This is a genomic window from Kitasatospora sp. MBT66 (genome assembly GCF_000710405.2).
In the GTDB taxonomy this organism is placed as follows: domain Bacteria; phylum Actinomycetota; class Actinomycetes; order Streptomycetales; family Streptomycetaceae; genus Kitasatospora; species Kitasatospora purpeofusca.
The window spans coordinates 110,259-132,735 of sequence record NZ_JAIY01000023.1; the positions used below are offsets into that span (position 1 = coordinate 110,259).

General features: G+C 72.8%; 21 protein-coding genes. 14 read left to right on the plus strand and 7 right to left on the minus strand.

Annotated elements, in window-relative coordinates; translation table 11 throughout:
- Positions 1–18 precede the first annotated feature (18 nt).
- The 4 genes from BI06_RS44470 to BI06_RS44485 form a co-directional block, all read right to left on the minus strand.
- The gene (locus tag BI06_RS44470; RefSeq protein ID WP_030398254.1) at positions 19–1,071 is read right to left on the minus strand and encodes a hypothetical protein; all 1,053 of its coding nucleotides are present in this window, start codon (positions 1,069–1,071) and stop codon (positions 19–21) included.
- On the minus strand, positions 1,068–3,236 hold the full coding sequence (locus tag BI06_RS44475; protein ID WP_043478644.1) for a DUF6571 family protein: 2,169 nt from the start codon (positions 3,234–3,236) through the stop codon (positions 1,068–1,070). The genes BI06_RS44470 and BI06_RS44475 overlap by 4 nt, the downstream gene beginning before the upstream one ends.
- Entirely contained in the window at positions 3,233–3,601 is a 369-nt protein-coding gene (locus BI06_RS44480) for a WXG100 family type VII secretion target (protein WP_051743051.1), read from the minus strand. The genes BI06_RS44475 and BI06_RS44480 overlap by 4 nt, the downstream gene beginning before the upstream one ends.
- A gap of 167 nt (positions 3,602–3,768) precedes the next feature.
- Positions 3,769–4,440: a FadR/GntR family transcriptional regulator gene (locus BI06_RS44485; RefSeq protein WP_030398251.1), complete on the minus strand. Its 672-nt coding sequence runs from the start codon at positions 4,438–4,440 to the stop codon at positions 3,769–3,771.
- Between the two features lie 76 nt (positions 4,441–4,516).
- On the opposite strand from BI06_RS44485, the gene BI06_RS44490 reads away from it, so the two are divergent.
- From BI06_RS44490 to BI06_RS44495, 3 genes are all read left to right on the plus strand, one after another.
- Complete coding sequence (locus BI06_RS44490) at positions 4,517–5,842, plus strand: MFS transporter (RefSeq protein WP_030398250.1); 1,326 nt, start codon at positions 4,517–4,519, stop codon at positions 5,840–5,842.
- 68 nt (positions 5,843–5,910) lie between these two features.
- Entirely contained in the window at positions 5,911–6,033 is a 123-nt protein-coding gene (locus BI06_RS54995; protein ID WP_255360334.1) for an SGM_5486 family transporter-associated protein, read from the plus strand.
- A gap of 111 nt (positions 6,034–6,144) precedes the next feature.
- Positions 6,145–6,672 carry a histidine phosphatase family protein gene (locus BI06_RS44495; protein ID WP_030398249.1) on the plus strand — a complete coding sequence of 176 codons (528 nt, stop codon included), beginning with the start codon at positions 6,145–6,147 and terminating at the stop codon, positions 6,670–6,672.
- Positions 6,673–6,798: 126 nt separating this feature from the next.
- On the opposite strand, the gene serB is transcribed toward BI06_RS44495, so the two are convergent.
- Positions 6,799–8,073 carry a phosphoserine phosphatase SerB gene (gene serB / locus BI06_RS44500; RefSeq protein WP_051743052.1) on the minus strand — a complete coding sequence of 425 codons (1,275 nt, stop codon included), beginning with the start codon at positions 8,071–8,073 and terminating at the stop codon, positions 6,799–6,801.
- Between the two features lie 287 nt (positions 8,074–8,360).
- Between serB and BI06_RS44505 the strand changes: the two genes are divergently transcribed.
- From BI06_RS44505 to BI06_RS44515, 3 genes are all read left to right on the plus strand, one after another.
- Positions 8,361–10,913, plus strand: a complete 2,553-nt coding sequence (locus tag BI06_RS44505) for an FHA domain-containing protein (RefSeq protein ID WP_043478650.1) — start codon at positions 8,361–8,363, stop codon at positions 10,911–10,913.
- Positions 10,914–11,259: 346 nt separating this feature from the next.
- Positions 11,260–12,375 (plus strand): GAF domain-containing sensor histidine kinase, encoded by a 1,116-nt coding sequence (locus tag BI06_RS44510; RefSeq protein WP_051743058.1) that lies wholly within the window; start codon positions 11,260–11,262, stop codon positions 12,373–12,375.
- Positions 12,368–13,018: a response regulator transcription factor gene (locus BI06_RS44515; protein ID WP_030398245.1), complete on the plus strand. Its 651-nt coding sequence runs from the start codon at positions 12,368–12,370 to the stop codon at positions 13,016–13,018. Before BI06_RS44510 ends, BI06_RS44515 begins: the two co-directional genes overlap by 8 nt.
- Before the next feature lie 30 nt (positions 13,019–13,048).
- Here BI06_RS44515 and BI06_RS44520 read toward each other — a convergent pair whose 3' ends face one another.
- Positions 13,049–13,849, minus strand: coding sequence for a hypothetical protein (locus BI06_RS44520; RefSeq protein ID WP_030398244.1), 801 nt, complete (start codon positions 13,847–13,849; stop codon positions 13,049–13,051).
- A gap of 148 nt (positions 13,850–13,997) precedes the next feature.
- Between BI06_RS44520 and BI06_RS44525 the strand changes: the two genes are divergently transcribed.
- The 7 genes from BI06_RS44525 (at position 13,998) to BI06_RS55345 (ending at position 19,953) form a co-directional block, all read left to right on the plus strand.
- Positions 13,998–14,789 (plus strand): ABC transporter ATP-binding protein, encoded by a 792-nt coding sequence (locus BI06_RS44525; protein WP_030398243.1) that lies wholly within the window; start codon positions 13,998–14,000, stop codon positions 14,787–14,789.
- A 182-nt stretch (positions 14,790–14,971) separates the two neighbouring features.
- Positions 14,972–15,394: an NfeD family protein gene (locus tag BI06_RS44530; protein ID WP_030398242.1), complete on the plus strand. Its 423-nt coding sequence runs from the start codon at positions 14,972–14,974 to the stop codon at positions 15,392–15,394.
- 10 nt (positions 15,395–15,404) lie between these two features.
- Positions 15,405–16,457 carry an SPFH domain-containing protein gene (locus BI06_RS44535; protein ID WP_030398241.1) on the plus strand — a complete coding sequence of 351 codons (1,053 nt, stop codon included), beginning with the start codon at positions 15,405–15,407 and terminating at the stop codon, positions 16,455–16,457.
- 167 nt (positions 16,458–16,624) lie between these two features.
- Positions 16,625–17,383 (plus strand): sulfite exporter TauE/SafE family protein, encoded by a 759-nt coding sequence (locus tag BI06_RS44540; protein ID WP_043478652.1) that lies wholly within the window; start codon positions 16,625–16,627, stop codon positions 17,381–17,383.
- 17 nt (positions 17,384–17,400) lie between these two features.
- Positions 17,401–17,577, plus strand: a complete 177-nt coding sequence (locus BI06_RS44545) for a DUF1272 domain-containing protein (protein ID WP_030398239.1) — start codon at positions 17,401–17,403, stop codon at positions 17,575–17,577.
- A 37-nt stretch (positions 17,578–17,614) separates the two neighbouring features.
- Complete coding sequence (locus tag BI06_RS44550) at positions 17,615–17,917, plus strand: 4a-hydroxytetrahydrobiopterin dehydratase (RefSeq protein ID WP_030398238.1); 303 nt, start codon at positions 17,615–17,617, stop codon at positions 17,915–17,917.
- 119 nt (positions 17,918–18,036) lie between these two features.
- Positions 18,037–19,953, plus strand: coding sequence for a PQQ-binding-like beta-propeller repeat protein (locus BI06_RS55345; protein WP_043478655.1), 1,917 nt, complete (start codon positions 18,037–18,039; stop codon positions 19,951–19,953).
- Positions 19,954–20,079: 126 nt separating this feature from the next.
- Here the strand turns inward: BI06_RS55345 and BI06_RS44560 are convergent, their stop codons facing one another.
- A complete protein-coding gene (locus BI06_RS44560; RefSeq protein WP_043478723.1) occupies positions 20,080–20,616 on the minus strand; it encodes an HNH endonuclease in 537 nt (178 codons plus the stop codon).
- Positions 20,617–20,960: 344 nt separating this feature from the next.
- On the opposite strand from BI06_RS44560, the gene tyrS reads away from it, so the two are divergent.
- Positions 20,961–22,223, plus strand: a complete 1,263-nt coding sequence (gene tyrS, locus BI06_RS44565) for a tyrosine--tRNA ligase (protein WP_043478726.1) — start codon at positions 20,961–20,963, stop codon at positions 22,221–22,223.
- The last annotated feature ends 254 nt before the right edge of the window (positions 22,224–22,477 follow it).

Consider the following 22,477-nt stretch of genomic DNA (forward strand, 5'->3'; position numbering starts at 1 on the left):
GGCAGCGGCGTTTCGGTGTTACTTGGGGGCGACCGGCTCGCAGCCGCGCTGCGCGGCCACGGCGTTCGCCCAGGAGGCGAACAGCGGAGTGCTGAAGGCGCTGGGTTCGGGGGCGACGAGGTCGGACCGTCCGGACAGGTGGAGGAAGAGGTCGTCCTTTCCGCACTGCGCGTGGACCGCGCGGTCCGTGCCCGCACCTCGCCAACCGGTCGGCAGCGGGGTGTCCAGACTCTTCCTGGTGGCGACGAAGGTCGGATAGCGGGTGTCGGTGGTGACGGTGAAGCGGAGCGCGGGTTCGGACATGATCTGGCTGTAGACCCAGCAGGACTGGAGCGGCGCGGCCGGATCGCTGACCCGCTGGGCCAGCTCCGGCAGGTTCCGGCCGGTCCCGACGCCCGGCAGGCCGCAGAGCTGCCCGTCGGTCGCGGGCGTGACGGCCGGGCCGGGGGCGGTGAGGTGCATGTCCGGCACGTCGGCGGAGCCGCAGCCGGACGACTTGGCCAGGGCCGCGCCGAAGTCCGCGGCGAGCCGGGCGAGGGCGGCGCGAGCCTCCTGGTCGGGAGTCTCCTTGGACGGGTCGTCCTGCCACATGAGCTCGTGCTTGCCGCGATGGCGCACGTCCGCGGCGAGGATGTCGGCGTCCCGGTCCGGGAAATCCTCCGTGCTGCCAGTGGTGGCCCTCCGGCAGCCCGCCGGGAGCACCAGCCAGCCGGTGTCGTTGGCGAAGGCACCGAGCGGCCCCCGGTCCGGCTGGGACATCGCGGGATCGACAAAGCTGCGCTTGTCGGCACGTTCGACACCGTGGCTCTGGAGGGTGAGGTCGGCGCCGCCCCTTACCTGGATCACGCAACGGCCTGCCGGCTCGGCGAGGTCCTTCGGCAGGCGGCTCTGCACGACCTCGATCCTGCCGTCGCCCAGGACCTGCTGGACGTCCTTCGCGGCGACGGCGCCGTCGCAGAGGCGGTCCGGCAGGAACAGGTTGGTGTACTGCCACGTCGCGAAGCCGCCCGCGCCGAGGGCGAGGACCAGCACGCCCACGACGACGGCCCAGGTCCGTCGGGAGATGGTCACTTCTGGCCGTTCCGTCCGAGGGCGCTCATGGCGTTCGCATGACCGGTGGTGTGGCCGGTGCCCAGTTCCTGCGAGACCACGCTGGTCGTCTTCGGGTCCGCGTGGTGCGCGTCGCCCCAGCCTGCGGCCATGGCCTTGCCCTGGGTGAGCGCGGCGTAGTGGGCATCGGCCGACTTGGAGTTGCCCGCGTTCTGGGCGTCCTCCTTGATGTGGTCGCTCCACTCGGAGATGCCGAGATCGACGAGGCCGCCCGCGATGTCACCGACCTCCGGGATGAACCCGGTCACGCTGCCGTTCACCGTGGAGGCGAACTCGCCCGTCTTCTCGGCCCACTCCATCCGGTCGTCCTTCTCGTCCAGGATGACGGAGGTCCGGATCGCGTCGTAGGCACCGAGTGCCGTGCCGACCTGCCGAGCCGGGATGTCCCGGTCCTCCGGGGCGTGCTGAGGATCGGGCGGGAGGACGGCCAGGGCGTCGGCGGCCTTGGCCCGCTCGGCGGCGTACAGCGTGGCGTAGGCCTCCGGGTCGTCGGCGACGCCGCGCATCACCCGGACGAGGTGGTCGGAGCTTCCGCCGAGGTGGCCCTCGCCGTTCTTCTCCCAGGCGCCGTTGTGCTGAACGTTGCTGACGTCCTCGCTCAGGATCAGGTGCGTGTCGTCCACGTAGTCCGACAGCGCGTTGGCGATCGGCATCTTGAGATCGTCGTGGATCTCGCTGCCCTTGCCCCCGGCGTCCAGGGCGTCGATGGCGCCCTGCATCACCCGGGCCTGGGCCGGGGTGTGGGGGCCGCCGTTGTGGCTTCCCTCGCCGGGGACGTCGCCGGTGGCGGCGGCTTCCAGGGCGGCGGCCAGGCCGTCCTGGTGGGTGCCCTTGTCGTTCATCGGCGGACCGAAGAGGGTGTTGGTGTACGTGGTGGGCCACTCGCGGTCGCGCAGCAGGTACTTGAGGCGGTCCTCGGCGCCGGGCGACTTCGGGTCCAGGAACATGGTGGCGGCGTCCGGGTTCTGGCCCATCAGCTTGAGCACGCCGTCCACGGGGTCGTACACCAGGTCCGGGCGCGGGCCGTTGAACTGGTGCGCGGACCAGCGGTTCTTGTCGGCGCGCTCGGCGGCGAGGACGTCGGTGCCGAGGTCGTTCAGGAACTCCTTGCCGTACCCGGCGTTGCCGTGCTGGAGCAGGGTGGCGAGGGTCTGGTAGCCGTAGATCGGTTCGGTCTTGCCGCCGAAGTGGCGGGCGTTGATGTTCTTGACGCCGGCTTCCTGGAGGCCCTTGCGGAAGTCCTGGTAGAACTTCGTGTTCGGGTCCTTGGTGGCGCCGGCGATGGTGTTGGCGAGGTTGGTCTGGAGCTCGCCGTACTCGCCCTTGAGCTTGCCGTCGCGGTCGTTGAGCCGGAGCTCCAGCTCGTCGGCGAGCAGCAGGGTGCCCTCGGGGCCGAGCGTGTTGAGCAGCGTCTGGCCGTAGACGGGGCTGCCGGAGTTGGCCTTCATCAGGTTGTTGAGCTCGGCGAGCTCCTCCGGGCTGAGGGTCTTGCCGTCCTTGAGCCGGGCCGCGAGTTCGGCGGCGCGCCGGCCGTCGGCCTCGTCGCCGCCGCCGACCGCCTGGCCGTTGAACTGGTCGAGCGGGTCGCCGACCTTGGCGGCGCGGCGCAGTTGGAGGGCGGCCCGCTGGTCGGCGGCGGTCGCCTCCTCCAGGAAGATCGTGATCTTCCGCGACCACTGGCCGGCGGCCTCGTGCCGGGACTGCTGGTAGTCCGGGTCGTGGTGGTAGTAGTCGCGCTCCTCCTTGGAGAGGGCGCCGACGTCGAACAGGACGTTTCCGGTGCCGGTCACCTTCATGCCGTCGGCCTGGGCGTCGGCGACGGTCTGCTTGAGCTTCTTCTGCGCCGACTCGAAGTCGCCCTGGGCGTCCTTGATGATCGAGGCGACGGCCTTGGCCTCGGTCTGCGCGTCGACGCTCTGCTGCCGGGTCATGCTGATGTGCAGGTTGGCCGCGGAGGCGGTCGAGCCGAACCACAGGTTCTGGCCGCCGGTGACCGGGAGCACCTCGGTCTCCAGCCGCTGCTGGACGCCCTGGTACTTGCGGGCCATCTCGGTCCAGTCGGCGACGGCCTTGGCCATCGCCGACGGGTCCGCCTTCATGACGTCCTCGAAACCGAGCAGGCTCATCCGCCCGCACCGTTCCCGGCGAACGGCGTGCCGTTCCCGCCGAACGACGAGGCGATGCCGTGCTCGACGTTCAGGTAGTTGGTGTGGGTCTGCCGCATCATCCCGGCCTCCTGGTTGAGGCGGCCGTTGAGCTGCGACACCTGCTCGTGCCACTCCTTGACCGCGCCGCGCAGGGCGGCGGCGGTGTCCCAGCCGCTCAGCTTGCCGGCGGCGGCCTCGGTCGACTCGTCGGCGGTCTTCCCGGCCGCGGTGCTGTCGGTCGCGATGCCGTCGAGCGCGGTGGCCGCCTTGTCCAGCGCGCCGGTCGACACCTTGGTGGGCCCCCCGCCCGGTCCCTGGCCCAGCTTCAGGTCCGGATCCGCCATCACTTCTCCCCGTTGTGGTCCACATCCGGCCGGAGACCGGCCGTTCGCGAATTTTCACGGGACGTTAGCACGCCAAAAGCGGGCTCCCGCAAGGCGCGTGCCCGCGTCGGTGCACCCGCGGGCGCCGGTGCGGGTGCTGGCGCGAGCGCCCGCGGGCCGCCCCCCGGTCAGCCCTCCCGGTCGCAGGCGCCGATGGCGCGGCCGGCCTCGTGCGAGGCGCGCTGGGCGTCGCGGGCGCGGATGGCGTCGATGATGTCGTCGTGGCCGAGGTAGCGCTCGGGGACGATCTCGGGGCCGACGTCGTGGCGCAGCAGGGCCCGGGTGACCTCGCCGAGGTCGGCGTAGAGGGCGGAGAGCACGTCGTTGTGGGCGGCGGCGACCACGGTCTGGTGGAAGGCGGCGTCGGCCTGGACGAAGTCCTCGGCGTTGCCGGAGTGCCAGGCGTCCTCGCGGCGGGCGAGGGCGGAGTCCATGAGGTCGAGGTCGCGGTCGGTGCGGCGGGCGGCGGCGAGACCGGCGGCGGCGGTCTCCAGGGTGGTGCGCAGTTCGGCGACCTGGGCCCGGTCGGCGTCGGCGAAGCGGCGGTGCATGACGCCGGCGAGTTCGCTGGCGGCGAGGACGTAGGTGCCGGAGCCCTGGCGGATGTCGAGCAGTCCGTTGTGGGCGAGGGCGCGGACGGCTTCGCGGACGGTATTGCGGGCCACGCCCAGCTGTTCGACCAGGGCGGCCTCGGTGGGGATGCGCGAGCCGACGGGCCACTCCCCGGAGGTGATCTGCGCGCGCAGTTGGGCGATCACCTGGTCGGACAGCGGGGTGCGCCTCGGCGAGGACAGCGCCACGGGGGACTCCTTGGGTCGGGTGGGTCGGGCCATCATGCCAATTCGAGGATGCGCTAATTCATCCCATCATTCTATGATGGCCCGCATGTCGTCCGCAGCAGACACCGCAGATCCCGTCACCGCTTCCACCCGGGTCGACCCCCGGGGTGCCGACCGGCCGCAGACCGAGCGGCCGGCCCCGCCCAGAAGTCGCCACCTCGGCTGGCTGTTCGCCCTCGCGATCGCCGCCGCCGCGTTCAACCTCCGCCCGGTGGTCACCAGCCTCGGGCCGCTGCTTGACCAGGTCCGCACCGACCTCGGGATGAGCCCGACCGTCGCCGGCCTGCTCACCGCCGTCCCCTCGCTCTGCTTCGCCCTGTTCGGCTTCGCCGCGCCCGGGCTGGCCCGGCGGCTCGGCCCGGTCGCGGTGGTCACCGCGGGCATGGGCGCGATCACCGCGGGCGTGCTGGCCCGCTCCTTCGCCGGCGGCACGGCGGTCTTCCTGCTGCTCACCGCGCTCGCGCTGGCCGGTGTGGCGGTCTCCAACGTGCTGATCCCGGTGGTCATCAAGCGGTACTTCCCGGAGAAGGTCGGGCCGATGATCGGCCTCTACTCGATGGCGCTCTCGGCGGGCACCGCGCTGGCCGCCGCCGTCACCGTCCCGCTGACCAAGGGGCTCGGCGGCGACTGGCGGCTCGGCCTCGGGGTCTGGGCCGGGCTCGGCGCCGTCGCCCTGCTGCTCTGGATCCCGGTGCTGGTGGGCCGGCGGCGGGACTCCGCCGGACCGGCGGCCGGCGCGGCGGACACCGTGCGGCTGCCGATCACCCGCAGCCGCACCGCCTGGGCGCTGGCGATCTTCTTCGGCTTCCAGGCCACCGGCGCGTACGTGGTGATGGGCTGGCTGCCGACGATCTTCCAGGACGCCGGGGTCTCCTCGGGCACCTCGGGCGTGCTGCTGGCGCTGACCATGGTGATCGGTGTGCCGGTCTCCTTCGTGCTGCCCAACCTGGCTGCCCGGCGCGGCGACCAGCGGCTCTTCGTGGTGGTCCTGGCGGCCTTCGGCATCGCCGGCTACACCGGGCTGGCGCTGGCCCCGGCCGGTGCGCCGTGGCTGTGGGCGGTCCTGGTGGGCCTGTCCAACTGCGCCTTCCCGCTGGTGCTGACCATGATCGGCCTGCGCGCCCGGACGGCCGGCGGGGTGGCCCAGCTGTCCGCCTTCGCCCAGGGCGTCGGCTACCTGATCTCGATCCCCGGCCCGATCCTGATCGGCCGGCTCTACCAGGCCACCGGCGAGTGGTACCTGCCGCTCGGCTTCCTGGCGGTGCTGCTGGTGCCGCAGATGCTGTTCGGCCTGCGGGCGGCCCGGGCCCGGCACATCGAGGACGAGGCGGTGGCGACGGCCTCCGGGGCCGTCGCGGCCTGACCGGTCCCGGTCGGGGGAGAACGGGTCCCGGTGGGGGACGGGCGTGTCCGGGGTGGGAGAATCCGGGCATGCCCGTTCTCGAACCGAACCCCACCGACGGCCACAAGAAGCTCGGCCAGCTCGCCGCGATCATCGCCGGCATCGTCGTCCTGCTGGTGATCGTCGCGATCGTCGCCCGGAACATCGGCTGACCCCGGGGGACGCCCCGGTGAACCCCGCATGATGGCACTCCCCGACGCCGGGGGTGGCGCCATCGGGCAGCATCGCGCCCGCGGCCGGCTTTTCTGCCAAGCTTGCTGGGTATGAGCGCCGACACGCCCCGCAGGATCATCGTTCTCCGCCATGCCAAGGCCGACTGGCCGGACGGCGTCGACGACCACGAGCGGCCGCTGGCCGACCGGGGCCGCCACCAGGCCCCGGAATCCGGCCGCTGGCTCGCCGATTCCGGCATCAACCCCGACTACGTGCTCTGCTCCACCGCGCTGCGCACCCGGGAGACCTGGAAGCTCGCCGCGCACGAGCTGCCGAAGCGGGTGCGGCGGACCGTCTACGAGGACCGGGTCTACGACGCCAGCCCCGGCGAGATCATCACCGTCCTCCAGGAGACCCCGGAGGAGTACGCGGACGTGGTCCTGGTGGGCCACAACCCGGGGGTGCTGGGCCTGACCCAGGTGCTGGCCGGCGACGAGGGCGACCGGGACGCGCTGGAGCGGCTGCGGCTGGGCGGCTTCCCGACCGCGGCCGTCGCGGTGCTCAGCTTCTCCGGCTCGTGGAAGGGCGTCGAGCCGGGTGTGGCGCAGTTGGTCTCGTACTTCACGCCGCAGGACTGAGCGCCGGCAGCGTACCGGACCGACGACGAGGGGCGCGCGGACCATGTCCGCGCGCCCCTCGGTGCGTCCGGTCGGTCCCGCGCGCCGGTTCCGCGCCGTCGGTCCCGCGCGCCGCTCCCGGGCCCGTCAGGCCCGGGCGCCGGCCTCCGGGTGGTCCAGGACGTCCACCACGTCGGCCGCCTCGACCTCCTCGCGGGTGATCCCGAGCAGGTACAGCACGGTGTCCAGGAACGGCACGTTCACCGCGGTGTCCGCCGCCTCCCGCACCACCGGCTTGGCGTTGAACGCCACGCCCAGCCCGGCCGCGTTCAGCATGTCCAGGTCGTTGGCGCCGTCGCCGATCGCCACCGTCTGCTCCAGCGGCACCTTGGCCTGCTCGGCGAACCGCTCCAGCCAGCGCGCCTTGCCCGCCCGGTCGACGATCTCGCCGACCACCCGGCCGGTGAACTTCCCGTCCACCACCTCCAGGGTGTTCGCCGCCGCGTAGTCCAGGCCCAGCTGCTCCACCAGGTGGTCGGTGACCTGGGTGAAACCGCCGGACACCACCGCGACCTGGAAGCCCAGCCGCTGCAGGGTGCGGATCAGGGTGCGGGCGCCCGGGGTGAACCGGACCTCCGCGCGCACCTTCTCGGTCACCGCGGCGTCCAGCCCGGCCAGCAGCGCCACCCGGGCGCGCAGCGACTCCGCGAAGTCCAGCTCGCCGCGCATCGCGGCGGCCGTCACCTCGGCGACCTCCTGCTCGCAGCCCGCGTGGGCGGCGAACAGCTCGATCACCTCGTCCTGGATCAGCGTCGAGTCGACGTCCATGACGATCAGCCGCTTGGCCCGCCGCTCCAGCCCGGCCGCCACCACCGCGACGTCCACCCGCTGGGTGGCCGCCTCCTGGGCCAGCTCGGCCCGCAGCCGGTCGGTGGCAACACCCGAGACGGCCAGCTCGACGGCGGTCACCGGGTACTTGGCGAGCCGGAAGACCCGGTCGATGTTGCCGTCCGCGGCCGTGATCCGCGCGGTGAGCGCGGCGACGGCGGAGGCGGTCAGCGGGTGGCCCAGCACGGTGACGTGGGAGCGGCCCTCGCGGCGCGGCCGGTTGTCGCCGATGCCGGAGATGATCTCGGCCTGGAGCTTCTGCTCCTCGGCCCAGCGGTGCACCACGGCCCGCAGGTCGCCCTCGGCGCCCCGTACGGCGGGGGCGGAGACCAGGGCGCACAGCGTTATCCGGCCACGGGTGACCACCTGCTCGATGTCGACGACCTCGACGCCGAACCCGGCCAGGGTGGCGAAGAGCCCGGCGGTGATGCCGGGGCGGTCCTTGCCGAACACCTTGACGAGCAGGGTGCGCCCGTCCTCGGTCCGGGGCTGCGGGGCGGGGAACGGCTCGGCGGCCAAGGGCGATGCGTTCATGGTGCGTCCCACGCTACCCGGAGCCGGACACCGTGACGGCACCCGTCCGGTTCGTGGACGAGCCCGCCGCCCGGGCCGGACGACGGGCCCGCCGTCCGGCCGGACCGGGCCGTACCAGGTCGTACAAGGGCGGTCCGCGAATCGTTGCCGCCTGGTCACAGTCCGCGGGGGCGGCTTTCACCCACGGCCGACGGGCTGGAATGATTCCCCCGTCAGATTCACGATCATTTCGCCCCACCTGGCCGGGGCGCACCATCGGGGGAACCGAGAGAGCGGGGCAGGCGAGAGTGCCGCAACTCGTCATCGAGATCAACGGACAGCAGCGGGTCCTGGAACCCGGGCGGTCCTACACCATCGGTCGCAATCCGCAGTCGGACTTCCAGTTCGACGACGCGCGGGTGTCCTGGCAGCACGCCACCATCTCCTTCAACGGGGCGGGTTGGCAGCTGGACGACCACGGCAGCACCAACGGCACCTACACGGGCGGTGCCCGCACAATGCAGGCCCAGCTGTTCCCGGGCGCCGTGGTCAACCTCGGCAACGCCGAGAACGGCCCCAGGCTCGCGTTCTCCGCGCCGGCCGCCGCCCAGCAGGCCGCTCAGCCGGCCTGGCACGAGGCCGCGACCAGCCGGAGCGCCGCCCCGCAGCAGCAGTGGCAGCCCCCGGCGGCGCAGCAGCCCTACCCGCCGCAGCAGCAGTGGCAGCCGGAGCCGCAGGTCCAGCCGCAGCCGCAGCACTTCCCGCAGCAGCAGGGCTTCCCGGGGCAGCACGCCCCGCAGGGGTTCCCGCAGCAGGCGCCCGCCCCGCACGACGGCGGCCCGCAGCCGACGGTCATCCGCAACCTGACCGCCGGCATGAACACCATGCGGATCGGTCGTGCGCTGGACAACGACATCGTCGTCTCCGACCTCCAGGTCTCCCGCCACCACGCCGAGCTGCGCCAGCTGCCCGACGGCCGGTACGAGATCGTCGACCTCGGCAGCCACAATGGCATCTTCCTCAACGGCCTGCGGGTCGAGCGCCAGCTGATCGGCCCGCAGGACCGGCTGACGGTCGGCCACTCCAGCTTCGTGCTGGTCGGCGACCAGCTGCAGGAGTTCGTCGACACCGGCGCCGTCTCCTTCTCCGCCCGCCACCTGACCGTCGAGGTCGACTTCAAGGGCGGCAAGAAGGTCCTGCTCAACGACGTCAGCTTCGGCGTCCCGGAGAAGTCCCTGGTCGCCGTCATCGGCCCGTCGGGCTCCGGCAAGTCGACCCTGCTGCGCGCCCTCACCGGCTACCGCCCGGCCGACCGCGGCGACGTCCTCTACGACGGCCGCAACCTCTACAAGCAGTTCGCCGAGCTGCGCTCGCGCATCGGCCTGGTGCCGCAGTCGGAGATCCTGCACAAGGAACTGACCGTCCGCACCGGCCTCAAGTACGCGGCCCGGCTGCGCTTCCCCGGCGACACCGAGCCGCGCGAGCGCGAGGCGCGGATCGACGAGGTGCTCTACGAGCTGCGGCTCGACAAGCGCGCGGACAACCGGATCACCGCCCTCTCCGGCGGCCAGCAGAAGCGTGTCTCGGTCGCTCTGGAGCTGCTCACCAAGCCCTCGCTGATCTTCCTGGACGAGCCCACCTCGGGCCTCGACCCGGGCATGGACCGCGAGGTCATGCAGATGCTGCGCGGCCTCGCCGACGACGGCCGCACGATCCTGGTCGTCACCCACTCGGTGGCCGAACTCGCGCTCTGCGACCGGCTGCTGGTGATGGCGCCGGGCGGTTCGGTGGCCTACTTCGGTCCGCCGGACGAGGCGCTGCACTTCTTCGGGTACGAGACCTGGGCCGATGTCTTCCAGGCCTTCGAGAACTACCCGGACCACGACTGGGCCGGCCGCTACCGCAGCTCGGTGCACCACCAGCAGTACTCGGCGGATGTGGAGTCCGGCGCCGTGCAGTCCGCGCAGATCGTCCAGGAGGCGGTCCGCCCGCCGAAGCCGCAGAGCTGGGGCTCGCAGCTGTGGACGCTGATCCGCCGCTACGCCTCGGTGCTCGCCTCCGACCGGGGCTTCCTGGCGCTGTCGGTGCTGCTCCCGGCGGTGCTCGGCGCGGTCAGTGTGCTGATCCCCAACGAACCGGGGCTGGCGCCGAACCCCAAGTCGCAGCTCGGCCTCAACAGCGGCGCCGCGACGATCATGCTGATCCTGGCGATCGGCGCCTGTTTCTCCGGCGCGGCGAACTCGGTCCGCGAGCTGATCAAGGAACGGGCGATCTACGAACGGGAACGGGCCACCGGCCTGTCCCGGTCGGCGTACATGATGTCCAAGATCATCGTGCTGGGCTTCTTCAGCGTGATCCAGGGCGCGATCATCTCCGCGGTCGGCTTCCTGCCGCGCAAGCTGCCCGCGCACGGCCTGGTGATCAAGGACCTGCCGATCCTGGAGATGAGCTTCGGCCTGATCCTGCTGAGCTTCGCCTCGATGATGTTCGGCCTGGCGATCTCCGCACTGGTGAAGACCGCCGAGAAGACCATGCCGCTGCTGGTGATGTTCGCGATCATCCAGGTCGTCTTCACCGGCTGCCTGTTCCAGATCTTCTCCAAGCCCGGCCTGGAGCAGTTCGCCTGGCTGATGCCGGCCCGCTGGGGCACCGGCATGGTCGCCACCACGCTCGACCTGTCGCACCTGCTCGGACCCTGGAACAAGGACTTCCAGAACCCCGAGTACGACGCGCTCTGGGGCCACAACTCGGGCCAGTTCTGGTTCGACGCCGGCGTGCTGATCCTGATGTCCGTCCTCATCGGCGTCATCGTCACCCGCCTCCAGCGCCGTCACGAGCCCGAGGTCATGCAGAAGGGCTGACGCCCGGCACCGCCGCCAGCACGGGGGCGGCCCACCCCGACCGGGGCGGGCCGCCCCCGCGGCGTTCCCGGGCCCGCCCAGGGGCCCCGTCCGGCGCTCCGGAACGGCGCGGTCCGCAGGGCACGACCTAGGTCGCTGGACCTGCGTACCGCCCGGCCGGGGACCGACGCGCGCGCCCCGCGGACGGCGGTAGGTTGGCGTCATGCCCACCGTGCCAAGCGACCACCGGCACGCCGGACTGCTGCCCGCCGACCGGATCCCGGTCGGCCCGCCGCCGGACGGCACCCTGCCCGCCTGCGAACCCTGCCTGGCCGGCATCGAGGCCGTCAGCCAGGCCCTGCTCGGGATGAGCCGCCACCTGGAGGTCCGCGAGGTCCTGCGCCGGATCACCGCCTCCGCCCGCCGGCTGCTCGGCGCCGAGTACGCCGCCCTCGGGGTCCCCGACGACCACGGCGGCTTCGCCCAGTTCGTCGTCGACGGCGTCACCGACGAGCAGTGGCGTGCGATCGGACCGCTGCCCCGCCAGCACGGCGTGCTCGCCGCGATGCTCCACGAGACCGGCCCGATCCGGCTCGACGACGTCCGCCGCGCCCCCGCCTTCGGCGGCTGGCCCGAGGCCCACCCCGAACTCGGCGCCTTCCTCGGCATGCCCATCGTCGACGCCGACCACGACGAGGACGGGGACGGCGACGAGGACGGACCCGAGGTGCTCGGCGTCATCTACCTCGCCAACAAGCGCGGCGGCGGCGGCTTCACCGACCACGACGAGGAACTGCTGCGGATACTGGCCGCGCACGCCGCGCTGGCCCTGACCAACGCCCGCCTCTACGAGCGCAGCCGCGAACTCACCCTGGCCGGCGAGCGCGCCCGGATCGCCCACGACCTGCACGACGCCGTCTCGCAGAAGCTGTTCTCGCTGCGCCTCACCGCCAAGGCCGCCGCCAAGCTCGTCGACCGCGACCCGGCCCGCGCCCGCGCCGAACTCGCCGAGGTGGCCCGGCTCGCCGCCGAGGCCGCCGACGAACTGCGCGCCGTCGTCGTCGAACTGCGCCCCGCCGCGCTGGAGGAGGACGGCCTGAGCGCCACCCTGGCCTCCCAGGTGCAGGTCCTCGACCGCGCCCACAACGCCGACATCGCCTTCGCCGCCGACCGCGTCCGCGCCCTCCCGCAGGCCCAGGAGGCCGCCCTGCTGCGGGTCGCCCAGGAGGCCCTGCACAACGCGCTGCGCCACTCCGGCGCCGGCCGCGTCACCGTCACCCTGGCCGGCACGCCCGAACGCGGCGCCGTGCTGCGGGTCAGCGACAACGGCCGGGGCTTCGACCCCGGGGCCGTCCGACGGGCCGGCCGCCACCTCGGCCTGGCCTCGATGCGCGACCGCGCCGCCGCCGTCGGCGGCCGGCTCACCCTGGACTCGTCCCCCGGAACGGGCACGATCGTCGAGATGGAGGTCCCCGGTGCCTGACACCCTGACCGCGATCCGCGTCCTGCTGGTCGACGACCACCAGGTCGTCCGCCGCGGCCTGCGCACCTTCCTGGAGGTGCAGGACGACATCGAGGTGGTCGGCGAGGCCGCCGACGGCGCCGAGGGCGTCGCCCGGGCCCGCGCGCTCGACCCCGACGTGGTCCTGATGGACCTCAAGATGCCCGGCGTCGACGGCATCGAGGCGCTGCGCACGCTCAAGGAGGAGGGCAGCCGGGCCCGGATCCTCATCGTCACCAGCTTCACCGAGCACCGCACCATGGTCCCCGCGCTGCGGGCCGGCGCCGCCGGGTACGTCTACAAGGACGTCGACCCGGAGGCACTGGCCGGCGCGATCCGCTCGGTCCACGCCGGCCATGTGCTGCTCCAGCCGGAGCTGGCCGAGGCACTGCTCGCCGACGACGGCCCGCGCCCGCCGCAGGGCCGCGGCGGCACCCTCACCGAGCGCGAGCGCGAGGTTCTCGGCCACATCTCCGACGGCCGCTCCAACCGGGAGATCGCGCGCAGCCTGCACCTGTCCGAGAAGACGGTGAAGACCCACGTCTCCAACATCCTGATGAAGCTGGACCTCGCCGACCGCACCCAGGCCGCGCTCTGGGCCGTCCGGCACGGCGAGACCCGTTAGGGCCTGGTCCGGACCCAAGGCTCCCGCCGCCTACGGCTCCCGCTCGTCCACCAGCGCGTTGTACGCCGCCACCTGGGCCCGGCGGGCCGTGCGCCACAGCGGCGCCAGCGCCTCCTGCCGGGCCGCCATCTCGGAGGCGCTCACCGCCGCGCCGTGGCCGTCGGAGGCGATCGACAGCAGCGCCGCCACCTGCCGGGCCGACTCCAGCACCCGCACCGCGCGCGGCGGGTACCCGGGCGCCAGCAGCTCGGCGTGCCCGCGCCGCCGGTACGCCTCCAGCGCCCGCAGCGCCTCCGGACCGGCCCCGGCCACGTCCAGCCGGGTCAGCAGCACGGTGGCCCGGCGAAGCCCGTCCGCCAGCTCGAACTCGGCCTCGTGCAGCGAGGGCACGTCGGCCGGCGGCGCGTCGTTCACCTCGGCGCAGCGCCACAGCACGGTCGCCGACCGGTCCCCGGGCGGGCCGAACACCTCCACCTCGGGCACCAGCCCCAGCGGCACCCCGACCGCCAGCACGGCCTCCCCGGCCGCCAGCGCGCGGGCGTTGAACGGCGCCGGGCCGGTCAGGCCCAGCGGGTGCCCGGCCGAGGGCAGGGCCAGCCGCAGGCCCTTCACCCCGAGCACCCGCAGCCGTCCCAGCGCCCAGGTGAGCCCGTGCCGCTCGTCCGGGGCGTCCCCGGGCAGACCGGTCACCCGGTGGCTCTCGTCGGCCCCCAGGACCGCCGCGGCGGCGTTGTCGGGCGGCACCAGTCCGGCCAGCAGAGCGTTGCCCCAGGCGGCCAGCCGCCCCGAACGGGGCTCTTCGTACGGATTGTCGGCAGGTGTGGCGAGCATCCGGCCAGCCTACGGAATCGGCGGACACCCGGGTGGCGTAGGTTTGCCCATGCGCGTGCGGCGCACCCATTCCCGTGCCCACCGGCCGCCGGGACGGGACGCCGCTCGCACCGACGGCCGTATATCTGTTTTTGGGGAAGGCATAGGCATGAGCGACGTGCTGGAGCTGGTGGACGTTTCCGTGGTCCGGGAGGGGCGCGCGCTGGTCGACCAGGTCTCGTGGTCCATCTCCGAGGGCGAGCGCTGGGTCATCCTCGGCCCGAACGGCGCCGGCAAGACCACCCTGCTGCAGATCGCCTCCTCGTACCTGTTCCCGACCTCCGGCAAGGTCAGCGTCCTCGGCGAGAAGCTCGGCGAGATCGACGTCTTCGAGCTCCGCTCGCGGATCGGCCTGGCCGGCGCGGCCATGTTCGACAAGCTGCCCGCCGAGCAGACCGTGCTGCAGACGGTGCTCACCGCCGCGTACGGCATGACCGTCACCTGGCAGGAGTCCTACGAGCAGTTCGACGAGTCCCGCGCGCTCGCCCTGCTCGACCGCCTCGGCATGGCCGGCATGACCGACCGCCGCTTCGGCACCCTCTCCGAGGGCGAGCGCAAGCGCACCCTGATCGCCCGCGCCCTGATGACCGACCCCGAGCTGCTGCTGCTCGACGAGCCCGCCGCCGGGCTGGACCTCGGCGGCCGCGAGGACCTCGTCCGCCGCCTCGGCGCCCTGGCCCAGGACGAGTTCGCGCCGGCCATGGCGATGGTCACCCACCACGTCGAGGAGATCGCCCCCGGCTTCACCCACGTCCTGATGATCCGCCAGGGCAAGGTGCTCACCGCCGGACCGATCGACACCGAGCTCACCGCCCGCAACCTCTCCAAGTGCTTCGGCCTCCCGCTGACCCTGGAGCGCCACGGCGACCGCTGGTCCGCCCAGGGCCTGCCGCTCGGCTGAACCGCCCCGGTCGGCGCCGACCCGGGCGGGTCCTTCCGCGGCCCGACCGGGCCCCGGCCGGACGCCACTGAACTCCGCTGAACTCGGCCGAACCGGAACCGGTCGCACGTGCGACCGGTTTCCGCCCCTCCACCTGCGGGAACTGACCGCGTCATAGGCCCTTCCCTCCCTAGGATGGACACGTGGACAGCTGGATCTGGTGGCTCCTGGTCGCCGTCGGCCTCGGCATACCGTTGGTGATCACCACGATGCCGGAGCTCGCGATGTTCGCCGTCGGCGCGCTCTTCGCGGCCGGCGTCGCCGGTCTGGGCGCCGACGTGGTGTGGCAGGTGCTGACCTTCGTCGCGGTCTCGGTCGCGCAACTGGTCGTCGTCCGCCCGATCGCCTACCGGGCACTGCGGAAGGGCCCGCAGATCAGAATGGGCATCGAGGCGCTCAAGGGCGCCACCGCGGTCGTCGCGGAGAAAGTCGACGGGGAGGGCGGTCGGATCAAGCTCAACGGTGAGATCTGGTCGGCCCGCGCGCTCCACCCCGAGCAGGTGTACCAGCCGGGTGAGCAGGTCGACGTCGTCGAAATCCAGGGCGCGACCGCCCTGGTCGTCTAGGGGAGAGTCCGTGGAACCCGTCCTTATCGTCCTGGTCGTCCTGGTCGTGGTGGCCTTCATCGCGCTGATCAAGACGATTCAGGTCATCCCGCAGGCCAGCGCCGCGATCGTGGAGCGCTTCGGCCGCTACACCCGGACGCTCAACGCCGGCCTGAACATCGTGGTCCCGTTCATCGACCGGGTCCGCAACCGGATCGACCTGCGCGAGCAGGTCGTGCCGTTCCCGCCGCAGCCGGTGATCACCCAGGACAACCTGGTGGTCAACATCGACACGGTGATCTACTACCAGGTCACCGACGCGCGGGCGGCCACCTACGAGGTCGCCAGCTACATCCAGGCGATCGAGCAGCTCACCGTCACCACGCTGCGCAACATCATCGGCTCGATGGACCTCGAGTCGACCCTGACCTCGCGCGAGGTCATCAACGCCGGCCTGCGCGGCGTCCTGGACGAGGCCACCGGCAAGTGGGGCATCCGGGTCAACCGGGTCGAGCTGAAGGCCATCGAGCCGCCGACCTCGATCCAGGACTCGATGGAGAAGCAGATGCGCGCCGAGCGGGACAAGCGCGCCGCGATCCTCACCGCCGAGGGCAACCGGCAGTCCCAGATCCTGCGCGCCGAGGGCGAGAAGCAGGCCGAGGTCCTCAAGGCCGAGGGTGAGGCCCAGGCCGCCGTGCTCCGCGCCGACGGTGAGGCCGCCGCCATCCGGACCGTCTTCGAGGCGATCCACGAGGGCGACGCGGACCAGAAGCTGCTGGCCTACCAGTACCTGCAGACCCTGCCCGAGCTGGCCAAGGGCGACTCCAACAAGCTCTGGATCATCCCGAGCGAGGTCGGCGACGCGCTCAAGGGCCTGGGCGGCGCCTTCACCGGTCTGACCGGCGGCGCCAACGGCAGCGCGATGGCCGCCCCCACCGCGGCCCCGGCCGCCCCGCCCGCCGCCACCCAGGTGCCGATCGACCCGGCCGCCGGCCCGCGCCCGCTGGACACCGACACCAAGGGTTCCGCCCGCCCCCGGATCGACCCGCTCCGGGAGTACCGCAAGAACGACCCCGAGCAGTAACCCGCGCGTTCGTCCACCGAGGGCCCGCCTCCCGTACCGCACGGGGGCGGGCCTTCGGGTCTGTTCGCGCCCGGTGTGTCCTACGTCCCGAATCCTGGGCGAGGCTGGTACCGGCGCCCGTCCGTCCGGCATGATCACGGCGGCAGGACCCCAACGGGAGGTGGCTCATGACGGTCTGGGAGGCGATCGCCGTCCTGGTGGCGGGCGTCGGCGCGGGGATGATCAATGTGATCGTCGGCTCCGGCACCCTCATCACGTTCCCGGTGCTGCTCGCCGTCGGACTCCCGCCGGTCACCGCCAACGTCTCCAACTCCTTCGGCCTGGTGCCCGGTTCGGCCAGCGGCGTGCTCGGCTACCGGCGCGAGCTGGTCGGCCAGGGCGCGCGGCTCGCCCGCTTCGGCACCGCCTCCCTGCTCGGCGGCGTCCTCGGCGCCTACCTGCTGATCGAGCTGCCCAGCGCCGCCTTCGACGCGATCGTCCCGGTGCTGATCCTGCTCGCCCTGGTCCTCGTGGTGCTGCAGCCCCGGGTCGCCAAGGCGGTCGCGGCCCGCCGCCGCCCCGACGGCGACCCGCACGGCGGCCCGCTGCTGCTCGTCGGCATCTTCCTCACCGGCGTCTACGGCGGCTACTTCGGCGCGGCGCAGGGCGTGCTGCTGCTGGCCCTGATGGGCATGATGCTCCAGGAGGACCTGCAGCGGATCAACGGGGTGAAGAACGCCCTCGCGATGATCGTCAACGGGGTCGCGGCACTGTTCTTCCTCTTCACCTCGACCGTGAACTGGACCGCCGCCGGACTGATCGCGGTCGGCTCGCTGGTCGGCGGCATGGTCGGCGCCAAGGTGGGCCGCCGCCTCCCGCCGCAGGCGCTGCGCGCCGTCATCGTCGTCGTCGGCCTGGCGGCGATCGTCAAGCTGCTCGCCACCTGATCCGGAGGGACCCCGGCATGGCCCTGGAAATGCGCCCGATCTGCGAGCGCTGCGAGGTGTCGCTGACCCCGGACGGCCCGGCCTCTATATGTTCCTACGAGTGCACGTTCTGCGGGCCGTGCACCGAGGAGATGGCCGGCGCCTGCCCGAACTGCGGCGGCGAGCTGGTCGCCCGTCCCCGACGGACGGGCTGACGACCGACCGGCCCCCGGCGACAGGACAGGAGAGCCGATGAGCCGCGAACGGCTGACCGAGGACGCGATCACCGCCGGACTGGCGGGCCTGCCGCACTGGACCCGCGAGGGCGACAGCATCGTCCGGACCGCCGACGCCCCCGACTTCCCGGCCGGGATCCGGGTCGTGGCGGCGGTGGCCGAGACGGCCGAGGCGATGGACCACCACCCGGACATCGACATCCGCTGGCGCACCCTGCGCTTCGTCCTCTCCACCCACAGCGCGGGGGGTCTCACCGCCCTCGACCTCGACCTCGCCGCCCGGATCGACGCCGCGCTCGCCGCCGAGTCCGCCCGGTAGGTCGGAATCACGGTGCGGTCGGGCCTTGTCCGACCGCACCGGAACCGTCCGCTCCGCCCCGCTCCGGGGCCGTGAGATGCTGACTGCCGCATCGCAGGCGGTCGGGAGGGACGGAACGGATGGCTCAGGATCCCCTCGGCGACGGCCACCCGCAGCAGTGGTACCCGCAGCAGGCGTCCCAGGAGTGGCCCGCCGGATACCCGGAGCACCCGGAGCACCTGGAGCCCGCCGAGTACCCGGCGCAGCAGGCGTGGCCGGGGGAGTACGGGCAGCAGGCCTACGGAACGCAGGCCTACGGGCAACAGGGGTACGGACAGCAGGGGTACGGACAGCAGGGGTACGGACAGCAGGGCTACGGACAGCAGGGTTACGCCGCCCACGACCCCCACACCCCCCAGGCCGGGTACGGCCACATCCCTCAGCAGCCCTGGCCCCACGGGGCCGTCGACGCACCGGACCAGCAGCAGTACGCGCCCTACGTCGTCGTCCCGCAGCAGCCGAGCGGCGGGGAGCTGTACGCCCCCGCCGGGGCCGAGTACTCCGCCGACGGCTATCTGCGACTGGAGCCGGAAGCCGAGCCGGAGCCCGTCACCGAACCCGAGCCGAGGCCGGAGCCGGAACCCGAGGCCGAGCCCGTGGCACCCTCCTCGCGGCGGGCGGACCGCACCGCGGGCCGGACCGGTCTCGCCGCCAGGGCCAGGGCCGCCGCGGACGCCGTCGTCTCCGCCGAGCACACCCCCGGCCGCCGGGCGCTGCTGGTGCGCACCGGCGCGGGCGTCGCCGCGCTCGGCGTCCTGGTCGCGGCCGGCCTCGTGGTCGGCCTGGAGGGCGGCGGCTCCGCCGACAACGCCGGCGGCGGCGAGCCGGGCTTCACCGTCGCGCACACCCGCACCTGGGCCGCCGGTGCCACCACCCCGACCGGCGGTGACGACACCCTGGTCGGCAGCTGGCTGCTGGCCGGCGCCGTGGTCCGCGCCGACGCCACCGGCGTTCGCGCCTACGACCTCACGGACGGCCGTCAGACCTGGTCGATGGAGCCGCCCGCCGCCGGCGCCGTGCCCTGCGGCCTCTCCCCGACCGTCAACCTGACCGGCCTCGGCGCCGCACTGTTCCGGCCCCGGGCCGACCCCAAGAGCCCGTGCTCCCTGGTCGCGGCCGTCGACAGCGGCACCGGCCGGACGGCCTGGACCAAGTCGCTCTCCGACGCCAAGGGCGCCTACGGCGCGAGCGTCGGGGTCACCGACGACAAGGTGATAGCGGTCGGCGACAGCCATGCCGTCGCCTGGGAGGCCACCGGCGGCAACGACCTCTGGCAGTACACCGGGCAGGGGAAGTTCTGCACCCTCTCCGGCGGGGCGTCCGGCGGCACCGTCCTGGTCGCCAGCTCCTGCGCCGACTCCACCCCCGTGGACCAGGCCGTCGCGCTGAACGCCGTCGACGGCAAGGTCACCTGGTCGCGCCCCCTGAACAACCGGCCGAAGACGGCGACGGTGCTCTCCGTCGAACCTCCGGTCGTCCTCACCACCGGCGAGAAGCCCGAGGACGACCGGGTCCTCGCCTGGGGCGCCAACGGCGACCCGGCCACCGAGATTCCGGTCGCCGGCTCCGGAGGGCGGCTCGACGTCGCCCACGGGATGTTCTCGGCCACTCCCGGGGCGTTCTTCCAGGACCGCACGATGATCACCACGGTCGCCCCGGCCAACGCCGCCGGCGGCTCCGTCGCGGTGGTCGGCTACGACCTCGACAGCGGCAAGCAGCGCTGGCGGACCACCGCGCGGGAGAAGGGCGCGGCCCGTGCGGTCGCGGTGGACCGCGGCGCGCTGGTGCTCGCGGTCGACGAGCGCCTCGACCAGCCGGCCCACCTCAGCCGCTTCGCCCTGGCCGACGGGCGCCAGACGGTCGGCGGCAACTTCCCGCCCGGCACCGGCTCGCTGCTGGTCTCCGGACGGGTGCTGCTCGGCGGCGGCCGGGTCGTCGCCGTCCCCGAGCACTCGACCAACTTCGGCACCGCGACCGGCTACCGGGCCCAGGAGTAGGGCCTGCCTGCGGCTTGCCCCGGTCCGGCCGCGCACCGACTTCCCCCCGTCGATGCGCGGCCGAGCCTCCCCCGGGTCCCCCCTGGTTCCCCTGGTTCCCCTGGTCCCTCTGGTCCGGATGCCGCCTCAGGCGGCGGCCGAGGCGGCCGACGCGACCACCTGGGCCGGCAGCCAGGCGGCCAGCTCCCGGACGTCCGCGCCGCGCAGGCCCAGCGCCATCATCAGGGTGGCCTGCGGCGTCGGCACGAACGGCCGGCGGAGCAGCCTCATCCCCGCCTGCTCCGGCGTCCGGTCGGCCTTGCGCTGGTTGTCCTCGGAACAGGCGGCCACCGTGTTCATCCAGGTGTCCGTCCCCCCGCGCGACCTGGGCTGCAGGTGGTCCACCGTGGTGGCCCGCCGCCCGCAGTAGGCGCACAGGTGCTGGTCCCGGACGAGCACCCCGCGGCGTGACCACGGAGCCTGTTGTCGGAACGGCACCCGGACGTACCGCTGGAGTCTGATCACCCGCGGCACCGGTACGGTCACCCCCGTCCCGCGCACGGTGCGCAGTGGGTGGGCCTGCTCGACCACGGCCTTGTCCTGGAGTACCAGGACCACGGCACGCTGGAGCGACACCGTCGTCAGCGGCTCGTAGCTTGCGTTCAGAACCAGCGTGCTGCGCACCTCGGCCACCCTTCCGCGGGCGTGCCACGGCGGCACGACCGTCTCCACACACGTCACTGCCGCCGCGCGGCGGTGGGACCACTCTGAAGGGGCACGGGGCCGTCGAACAACGGAATTTCCGGTGTCGCCGAGGGGCACGGCCGCGACGGGACGCACGGGAACCGGATCCGGCCGGAATCGGACCCTCCCGGATTCCGCCCCGCCCGGCGCGTCCATGCCAGTCCGGAGAAAACTCGTTGGCCGGGACCGCGTAGGCTCTACAAAGCTGGAGTCGTCCCGCACCCGGGCCCGGAAAGAACCGGGCCCGCACCGGGCGGGCGCCCGATCGAAGGAGAAGCGTGACCGTGACGGACATCGTCGACGAGCTGCGGTGGCGTGGGCTGATCGCCCTGTCCACCGACGAGGACGCACTGCGCAAGGCGTTCGCGGACGGCCCGGTCACGTTCTATTGCGGCTTCGACCCGACGGCGCCCAGCCTGCACCTCGGCAACCTGGTCCAGATCCTCACCATGCGCCGGATCCAGCAGGCGGGGAACCTCCCGCTCGGCCTGGTCGGCGGCGCCACCGGTCTGATCGGCGACCCGAAGCCCACCGCCGAGCGCGTGCTCAACGACCCCGAGACGGTGGCCGGCTGGGTCGAGCGCCTGCGCGGCCAGATCTCGCGGTTCCTCGACTTCGAGGGCCCGTACGCGGCGCGCATGGTCAACAACCTGGACTGGACCTCCGGGATGTCCGCGATCAGCCTGCTGCGCGACGTGGGCAAGTACTTCCGCGTCAACAACATGATCGCCAAGGAGGCCGTCGCCCGACGGCTGAACTCCGACGCGGGCATCAGCTACACCGAGTTCAGCTACCAGATCCTCCAGGGCATGGACTACCTGGAACTGAACCGCCGCTACGGCTGCGCGCTGCAGACCGGCGGCAGCGACCAGTGGGGCAACCTCACGGCCGGCACGGACCTGATCCGCAAGGCCGACGGCAAGTCCGTGCACGCGCTGGCCACGCCGCTGATCGTCAAGGCGGACGGCACCAAGTTCGGCAAGACGGAGTCCGGCACGGTCTGGCTCGACCCCGAGCTGACCACCCCGTACGCCTTCTACCAGTTCTGGCTGAACGCGGACGACCGGGACGTTCCCAAATTCCTGCGGATCTTCAGCTTCCGCTCGCAGGCGGAGGTCGAGGAGCTGGAGCGCGAGACCACCGAGCGCCCGGCCGCCCGCCTCGCCCAGCGCGCGCTGGCCGAGGAGCTGACCACCCTGGTGCACGGCGCCGAGCAGTACGAGCGCGCGGTCGCCGCGTCCAAGGCGCTGTTCGGCCAGGGCGACCTCGCCGATCTGGAGGCCCCGACCCTGGCGGCAGCACTGGCCGAGGTCCCCAAGGCCGAGGTCACCGAGCTCCAGCCGATCGTCGACCTGCTGGTCGCCGTCGGTCTCTCCCCGAGCCGTTCGGCCGCGCGCCGGACGATCAAGGAGGGTGGCGCCTACCTCAACAACGTCAAGGTGACGGACGAGGAGGCGGTGCCGGCCGAGGCCGATCTGCTGCACGGCCGCTGGCTGGTCCTGCGTCGCGGCAAGCGGAACCTGGCCGCCGCCGAGTTGATCAAGTGACCGAAACCCGACGCCGCTGACCTGCGGCTTCGACTCTCAGGGGCGGGATCCAGCCGGATCCCGCCCCTGATGTTTGACGGTGTCCTCCAGGTGGACTAGTGTTGAACGAGTCGCTGAAACGGCCATCCCATCGAGTGCTTGACGCTCGGAGCATGAATTTCGAGTAACTCTCGGAATGCGCTAATGTGGAGGACGTCGCAGAAAGCGACCCCGGCCAGTTCGGGAAATCCGATGAATGAAACTCCGGAAAACGG